This window comes from Rhizobacter sp. Root1221 (assembly GCF_001425785.1).
In the GTDB taxonomy this organism is placed as follows: domain Bacteria; phylum Pseudomonadota; class Gammaproteobacteria; order Burkholderiales; family Burkholderiaceae_C; genus Rhizobacter.
In genome coordinates, this window is sequence record NZ_LMDI01000056.1 from 237,222 (window position 1) to 244,672 (window position 7,451).

The window sequence follows — 7,451 nt, forward strand, 5'->3', positions numbered from 1 at the left end:
ATGCTCGCCGCCCTCATCAAGAAAGAACTGCTCGCGCTGACGCGCGACGTGCACGGCATGGCCGCGCTGTTCCTGATGCCCGTGATCTTCATCGTGGTGATGTCGCTCGCGCTGAAGGACGTCTACAACCCGCCGCGCCGGTCGCTCGCCTACGCGGTGGACGCTCGCGACACCGGCGCCGCCGCGCAGTCCCTCGCCACGTCGTGGGCGCGCGACCACGGCCCGGCGCTGCCCCTGCCGGCCGACTGGGGTGACCAACTGCGCGCCGGCACGCTGAAGTACGTGCTGGTGCTGGAGCCGGGCCTGTCCGATGAACTCGTGCTGCCCGCGTTTCCCACCACCGCCCGCATCCGGCTGTTGACCGACCCGGGCCTGGACGGCAACCTGTTCAACGCATTGCGATCCGAGGCCGCCGGGGTGGCCGGTGAACTGAAGGCCCGGTCGGCCCTGTCCCAGACCGACGGCGCACCGCCCCCACCCGATGCGTCCATGCAGGCCATCGTGCGTGCCGAACGCCACGCAGGCTCCGGCCCCCGGCCCACCGCCGTGCAGCAGAACGTGCCCGCCTGGCTCGTCTTCGGCATGTTTTTCGTGGTGGCCTCGCTCGCGGGCCTGTTCGTGCAGGAGCGCAGCACCGGCACGCTCGCCCGGCTGCAGAGCCTCGGCGTGCCCCGCCCCATGCTGCTCGCCTCGAAGGCACTGCCGTACCTGGGTGTCAACGCCGTGCAGGCCGTGCTGATGCTGGCCGTGGGGGTGTGGGTGATGCCCCGCATCGGCGGCGACGCGCTGTCACTGCAAGGCATCCACTGGGGCGCGCTGGCCGTGGCCGTGGGTGCCGTGAGCCTGGCCGCCATCGGCCTCGCCCTCGTGCTCGCGTGTGCGGTGCGCAGCCATGCGCAGGCCGCTGCGGTGGGGCCCATCCTCAACGTGTTGATGGCCGCCGTGGGTGGCATCATGGTGCCCGCCTTCGTGATGCCGGTGGCCATGCAGCGGCTGGCCGGCTGGTCGCCCATGAACTGGGGCCTCGAGGCCCTGCTGACCGTGTTGCTGCGCGGGGGCGACGTGGCCGCCACGCTGCCCCACGTGGGCAAGCTCGTGGCCTTTGCCGCGCTCATGTGGGTCGTGGCCATCGCCCTCTTCCGAAAGACCTCCCGATGAACGCCCTGCCTTCGGACACCCTGATCGCCGACCTGAAGGCGCTGATCCTCGACGCCGCCGAGAAGGAGGCCCCACCGGGTGGACTCGCCGACGACGAGGTGCTGTTCGGCCCCGACAGCCGCCTCGCGCTCGACTCGCTCGACGCGCTGCAGGTCTCGATGGCCATCCAGGAGCGGTTTGGCGTGCGCATGCCCGACAGCAAGGACACCCGCCGGGCCCTGAGCAGCGTCGCCCACCTCGCCGAGTTCCTGCGCACGCGGCGCCCATGATCCCGGTGTACGTCGCCGGCCGCGGCCTGGTGTCATCGCTGGGGCGAGACCTCGACGCGGCAGTGGCTGCGCTCCGCCACGGCGGCGTGCCCGCGGTGCCTCGCTCCGTGGCGGAGGGGTTCACGTGGCCGTTCCAGGCCATGGCGGACGAAGGCGGCGACTGGTGGGCCCAGGCTCGCGCCCGGGTCACGCGGGCCGCTGGCGACAGCGGTGCACTTCTCACCGACCGCAGCGGCCCCCTGTTCATCGCCTCGTCGTCGCTCGACGTCGGCGCGCGCGAACAGCACGGCCATTTCGAACACGGCCTGCACCATTTCGCCGAGCAGGTGGCCGACTGGCTCGGCTGGGCCGGGCCGGTGTTCACCGTGTCCACCGCGTGCACGTCCGCGTCGAACGCGTTGCTGTCCGCCGCCACGCTGATCGGCCGTGGAGACGCCCACCACGCCCTGGTGCTCGGCATCGAACTCCCCAACCGCCTCACGCTGGCCGGTTTCGGGTCCATGCAGCTGCTGTCACCCTCCGCCGCGCGCCCGCTGGGCGCGGGCCGCGATGGCCTCGTGCTCGGTGAAGCCGTGGCCGCGCTGCACCTGTCGCGCACCCCGTCGCGCTGGCGTGTGGCGGGCGGCGCCAACGTTGTTGACGGCAGCGATCCGGCCGGTGCCGTGCAGGGCGCCGTGGTGGCGATGTGCCAGCAGGCGTTGATCCGAAGCGGCCTGCAACCGGGCGACATCGACCTCGTCAAGCTGCAGGCCGCCGGCAGCGGTGCCAACGATGCCACCGAAGCCGCCGCGCTGCACGAGGTCTTCACGCCGATGCCGCCGCTCGTGTCGCTGAAGGCCGCGCTGGGCCACACACTCGGCGCGTCCGGCGCCGCCGAGATCGCATTGCTCACCGCGTGCCTGGAAACCGGCGCGTGGCCCGCGGCGTGTGCGCCCGACCCCGCCCTCCGCGCCGAGCTGGCCACCCAACCGCCAGCGCGCGTGTGCCACGTGCTGGCCACCATCCTCGGGTTCGGTGGGGGGCACACCGCCGTCGTGCTCGAAGACGGAGCCCACGCATGACCCCCGGCTGGACCGTGCACGCCCACGTGCACCTCGCCCCCCCACCCGCCGGCTGGCGCGACGACCTCGCCCGCCGCCTGGGCCAGCGCCCGCGCCGCCTGGGCACCTGGGCCGAACTCGCGCTGCACGGCGCACGCCAGTGCCTCGACGCCGCCGGAGAAACCACCCTGCCCGCCGACGCCCTGCTGCGCGTGGCCAGCCACCGCGGCACCGACAGCGCCACCCGCACCGCCGTGGGCCAGTGCGCCGGCGGCCTGCCCATGCCGTTCACCTTCCTGCAGAGCCAGCCCAGCCAGATGCTCGCCGCCCTGAGCCAGCACCTGGGCTGGCGAGGCGACGCCCGCTTCGTGGTCGCCCAGGACCCTGCCGCCGTGCTGCACCTGGCGCAGCTGGAGGCCGGCCCGGCGGGCTTGCTGCTGGGGTGGGTGGACGAAGGCGAGGCCGATGGCACCGGGCAACGCAGCGAATGGTGGCGCCTGATCCCTGGGGAAAACCCCGCCTGGAATTTGCGCTAAACTTTCCAATGCGGGGGGGTAGCTCAGCTGGGAGAGCGTCGCGTTCGCAATGCGAAGGTCGGGAGTTCGATCCTCCTCCTCTCCACCACCGTTCTATGCCGGGGCGTCTGTGAAAGCAGACGCCCCGTTTGCGTTTCTGGAACCGCCTCATGACGAAATTGATGATGGCCCGGTGGTTCTCCTGATGACGCCCGTTAGCGGCGTTCGGAGAATTTGCTCAACGCCCGTTAAGCTGAGGCCAATGAAAGAACTGCTCGTCGCTGCCTCGGTCGTCGTTTCCAATGCTGCCTTCGCGCGAGGATCGGGGTGCTACAACTCCAATAACTGTGGAGGAGGTGCAATCCTCTTTCTGTGGATTGCCGGTTTCGTTGGGTTCTACTGGTTCTTGTGGGACAAGCGACCGGCGAAGAGATCACCGGGATTCTGGACCGCCACACTTTCAGCCCTTGGATCCAGCGTCGCGGGCTTCATGGTTGTAGCCGCCACATTTAAGTGGCTAGACGCCCCACTGTGGCTAGCGTGGGGACTAGGGTTGCTCGCTTGCTATGCGACTTTCTACCTGTTGATCAAACCTGTAGGGAAGTGGCGGTAGCTCATTCCCAAGCGCACACGTTGGGCTGCAGTTAAGCGATCCACGTGCACGTGTAGGTGCCGCGCTTCGGGCTCACAACTGGACCGAGAACGCGTACCCCGTTTGTCATACCGATGCTGCCGAGGAAGAAGGTTTGCATAGACGCTCCGTTGAATGCAGCGTCTATCGTCCCTTGAGACTGTTGTGGCTTGCAAGCGAGGTCGACTAGGGCTCAATCTTCCAAGTGCTTGGATCCTTGAGATTCACAGGTCGAGCCTTTTCGTTCTTCGACTTCCCTTGTTTGAACAGTACAACTATGGCAGCGATGGTCGCTACAACGATGGCTGCGTAGCGTCCTGAAAACGTTGTAGCGCCAGCCGGAAACAGAGAGTGCAGCAAGAGAAGCCCCCACAGTCCGATCACGATTTGACTCAGCAGGCGATTGATTCGTGACACCGAGTAGCTCGTCAATTCGGGCTCGCCCTTCTCGCGCCGCAGCGCGACGATGTCTTTGAAAAGAGATCCCGTGAAGTCGTCCTCGCGGATGGCCACGTGAGCCTCCCAATTTTCTTGCCAGAACTTGCTGCCTTTGTTAACCAAGAACCATGCACAAGCGAACACTAGGCCAACGCACGAGAGTACGATTAGCAGTTCCTGTCTGACATCCTCCTCTTTAAGCGTGGCACCTCTTACCGCAACCCACCCGGTCAACGCCGCAGCGATAAAAGTCCAGAAGTACGCTGCCCGCTTCCAGTAGAGCTCGATCTCAAACTTGCGCGTGTCGACAGCCTGCTTGTAGGCCATCTCAGCACGGGTCTTGACGTCGGCCGCTTCCTTAGCCTTCTTATGCGCTTTGGCCTCGTCCAACGCTTTGGATCGGAACTGATATTCCTTGGTGCCCTTCGTACTCATTCGCTCCCCTGTTTGTAGTGGTCAGCGAATGTTATCGGAGCGAACTCGCAGCTTCCTTCAGGAAGCGTTCAACGAAGAACTGCCGGACGGCCATCGCAACGATGCCGCCGCCGAGCCACTTCGCCATCACCATGCGGATGTCGGCAACTAGGTCGCGGACCTCATGTACGTTTCTGCGCTAGCGCTTGCACTCGCGATGCCCGACACATTGGAGAGCGTTGGCGTGTACGTGCCTGAGCCGATGCAAGGGCTTCCGGCTCCGGGCATGCCCGCGCCGTTGTTGTGGATCCACGGCGCAACGACGCGACCACGCGACCTGCTGCGTCGATGTCTTCTTGTCTTGTCCCATGTCTTCGTTCGCTCCTCGGTGATCGAACCGCTCGATCCGAGGTACACGCCTTCTTGTTGAGACGTGTATTTATTGGCGATAGGCGTTTGGGCGACGAAAACAGGTTTCGCTACAGTCTTGTCCGAGCTAACAACAAGGGGAGGGCGATGGCAGAAGTGAAGATGGAGTTCACGTGGATTCAGGATCCGTGGTGGAAGCGCAAGCTACTCAACCCGTTCTGGTGGGTTCAGCTCGCACCGGTAGGCCCTTATCGTCGCTTCGAGTGGCGACGAGCCATGCTTGAGAGGTCCTACAGGAAGCAAGCGGCGAAGATCGCGTATGGTACGACTGAAGATCGGGACAAGCGGCAGAGCCTGTCCTTCGACAGGCACCACGAACTGGGGATGCTCGATGAAGAGATCGACGTCCACATTGACGCACAGCTTCGGAGAGACGCTGGCAGGTTCCGCGTTCCGTTGCCGCTTCGATACGAGCATGACGAATCGGGTCGCAAGCTGTCGAAGTTCTATGACGAGACGGGACCTACGGGCCAGATCGTGCTGAGCTACGAGGGTAGGCAGGTCGTCAAGGAAACAATACGCGAGGAGCAGAAGTACCACTCGGAGAGACGAGCGCGATTGATTCCGTGGTGGACCGCATTCAACGGCACGATCACGGTGATCGCTACCGTTGCAGCCGTGTACCTGTCATTCAAGAAGAGCGACGAGGAGCAGCGTCCCAAATACCCGGATGCAACTACACAGGAACACCGGCCTGCCACAACGCCTACTGACGATGCTTCTCGACGGATCACTGCTGCCGGTGGTCGAGCGTCTGGAAGCTGAAAACGAACGCCTGTGCGCGGCGCTCGATCAGTGGGAGGTTGACAACCCAGCGACTGCAAGGGCTGCTGCGCCTTGGTACGACGCTCGATATAGTGGAAGGCTGCAGCCTCGGATCAAGAGCGCGCTTCGGCTGGATGCGGCCGGATTTTTCCAGTCGTCATGGGCGATTTCGAAGCAGACGACTTTCAAGCCCGGCTTCCATCATCGCCGCATGTAGGTTGGCATCGCAGGTCAGAAGTCTCGCATCTACCGCTGCTGCTGACGAGGCGATCTCCGCGTCCAGTTCGTGGCTGGCGAGCTTCCCCGGCTTCGGATCTTTCTGGATAAGCAAGAACTTAACCCGTTCGTAGACTGAATCGGGATGCAGGCTTAGTCCGACCAGGTCAACGTCGGCGCGAGAAATGTCTGCCCGCAAGCTGCGCATGGGCGCATTATGCTCGGGCGCCAACTCGTTGAGTGCAGCACGCAGCTCGGTGCGCCTCGGTTCCGTGCAGCGGTCAATCTCAAACAGTTGGACACTTGTGACTGCAAGCAGCCCGTCCTTGGGAAGTTCTTCGAGGTCGATCTTCCCGTCCTTCACCCAGTTAAAGATGCAAGTGTCGAGTAAGTACGTTGGCATGGGCTGCTCCATTGGCCATGGGACACTGGGGGCGCCGCCGCCATATCGGCACGCAAGAGTCTATGCGTTGGAGGACCGCTTTCGCACCTCTTTCCCGAGAAGGAGGAACTGGAGTAAGTGCGATGGCATCCGCGACTGCACTGCGGCAGACCGCTTCGCCCCTGAGCGGGCATAGCGCCAATCGGCGGCGCTAGCCGACACCGAGACCGCCACGAACGCCGCAGGCGCCGGCATCACGCTGGCAAGGGCCTTGCGCACACGACCGCCGTAGCCATGCTCGCGAAGCCACCGGCCAACCTGATTGGCATTCACGCTGCACTCACGCGCCAGGCGCGACACCTACGCACCCGGTGATCGGCGGCAACCACGGCGAAGGCACCATCAATCGCCACACCCGCAGGCCAGCGTCGAACGCAGTGCGTTGTAGGCTACTCAGCGTGATGCCCGGCCGCACACGAGGCCTGCGCTTCTCGTGCCGCCGGTAGGTTTCGATGAACTCGCCCATGCGGACCCCCCGTTGGAGATGAGATGACAACAATCATCGCATCCTCCGGGGGGCACCTCAGTCCGCCGGGTGACCGGGCGATCGAGGGGGCGGCATTTGCTCCGTGACGTGGCGGATCGCTTCATGGCGGGCTACACGGGCCGCGACGGGGGCAGCCGCGCCAGCACCCTGGCGATGTGGGTGGCATTTCTCGGTGACCGCTACATCGATGAGATTGCCCCCGACGACGTGGTGCGCGTCATCGAACACCTGCGACAAGCCCCTGTCATCAAATACGCGGGCATCGACCATGTGACCGGCCAGCGCATCTATCGGCCGCACGGCCAGCGCGCGCCGGCAACGCTGAACCGCTATATCGTCGTGCTGTCGGCGCTGTTCAAGTTCGCGAAGTCCAAGCCCGAAGGTGCCCCCTGCCTTCTTCCGCTGCGCCACGTCTCCCCGACGGACTCTGTGCCGAAGTTCAAAGTGAACAACGTGCGCGACCACTCGCTCGACGAGGATCAGGTCCAGAGCCTTCTCGCTTACGCGCGCACCGAGCATTGGCCTCGCATGTACCTGCGTAAGCTCCCCCGTCAAGTAGACAGCCCATTCCTGGAGTCTGCGACGGTGGTCAGCCTGGGCAGGAACTTGCGCGGTGGCAGCCCGCCCAGTGCGTCGTGAGGTCGGTG

Annotated in this window: 8 protein-coding genes and 1 tRNA gene; 7 read left to right on the forward strand and 2 right to left on the reverse strand. The window is 65.0% G+C overall.

Translation table 11 applies throughout. The annotated features are described in order from the left end of the window. The 5 genes from ASC87_RS27155 (at window position 1) to ASC87_RS27175 (ending at window position 3,091) form a co-directional block, all read left to right on the forward strand. Window positions 1–1,158 carry an ABC transporter permease gene (locus ASC87_RS27155; RefSeq protein WP_056670452.1) on the forward strand — a complete coding sequence of 386 codons (1,158 nt, stop codon included), beginning with the start codon at window positions 1–3 and terminating at the stop codon, window positions 1,156–1,158. Continuing rightward, window positions 1,155–1,427, forward strand: a complete 273-nt coding sequence (locus ASC87_RS27160) for an acyl carrier protein (RefSeq protein ID WP_056670455.1) — start codon at window positions 1,155–1,157, stop codon at window positions 1,425–1,427. Before ASC87_RS27155 ends, ASC87_RS27160 begins: the two co-directional genes overlap by 4 nt. Continuing rightward, window positions 1,424–2,488, forward strand: coding sequence for a beta-ketoacyl synthase N-terminal-like domain-containing protein (locus ASC87_RS27165; RefSeq protein ID WP_056670458.1), 1,065 nt, complete (start codon window positions 1,424–1,426; stop codon window positions 2,486–2,488). The genes ASC87_RS27160 and ASC87_RS27165 overlap by 4 nt, the downstream gene beginning before the upstream one ends. Further along, window positions 2,485–3,003, forward strand: coding sequence for a hypothetical protein (locus ASC87_RS27170; protein ID WP_056670461.1), 519 nt, complete (start codon window positions 2,485–2,487; stop codon window positions 3,001–3,003). The genes ASC87_RS27165 and ASC87_RS27170 overlap by 4 nt, the downstream gene beginning before the upstream one ends. 12 nt (window positions 3,004–3,015) lie before the next feature. Further along, a tRNA-Ala gene (locus ASC87_RS27175) sits at window positions 3,016–3,091 on the forward strand. Window positions 3,092–3,799: 708 nt separating this feature from the next. Here the strand turns inward: ASC87_RS27175 and ASC87_RS27180 are convergent. Further along, window positions 3,800–4,486: a hypothetical protein gene (locus tag ASC87_RS27180; protein WP_157604394.1), complete on the reverse strand. Its 687-nt coding sequence runs from the start codon at window positions 4,484–4,486 to the stop codon at window positions 3,800–3,802. Between the two features lie 495 nt (window positions 4,487–4,981). Here ASC87_RS27180 and ASC87_RS27185 point away from each other — a divergent pair, with 495 nt between their 5' ends. Next, the gene (locus tag ASC87_RS27185) at window positions 4,982–5,659 is read left to right on the forward strand and encodes a hypothetical protein (RefSeq protein ID WP_056670465.1); all 678 of its coding nucleotides are present in this window, start codon (window positions 4,982–4,984) and stop codon (window positions 5,657–5,659) included. Window positions 5,660–5,816: 157 nt separating this feature from the next. Here ASC87_RS27185 and ASC87_RS27190 read toward each other — a convergent pair whose 3' ends face one another. Beyond that, window positions 5,817–6,278 (reverse strand): hypothetical protein, encoded by a 462-nt coding sequence (locus tag ASC87_RS27190; protein ID WP_056670468.1) that lies wholly within the window; start codon window positions 6,276–6,278, stop codon window positions 5,817–5,819. A gap of 628 nt (window positions 6,279–6,906) precedes the next feature. Between ASC87_RS27190 and ASC87_RS27195 the strand changes: the two genes are divergently transcribed. Then, the gene (locus tag ASC87_RS27195; protein ID WP_157604395.1) at window positions 6,907–7,443 is read left to right on the forward strand and encodes a hypothetical protein; all 537 of its coding nucleotides are present in this window, start codon (window positions 6,907–6,909) and stop codon (window positions 7,441–7,443) included. Window positions 7,444–7,451 lie beyond the last annotated feature (8 nt).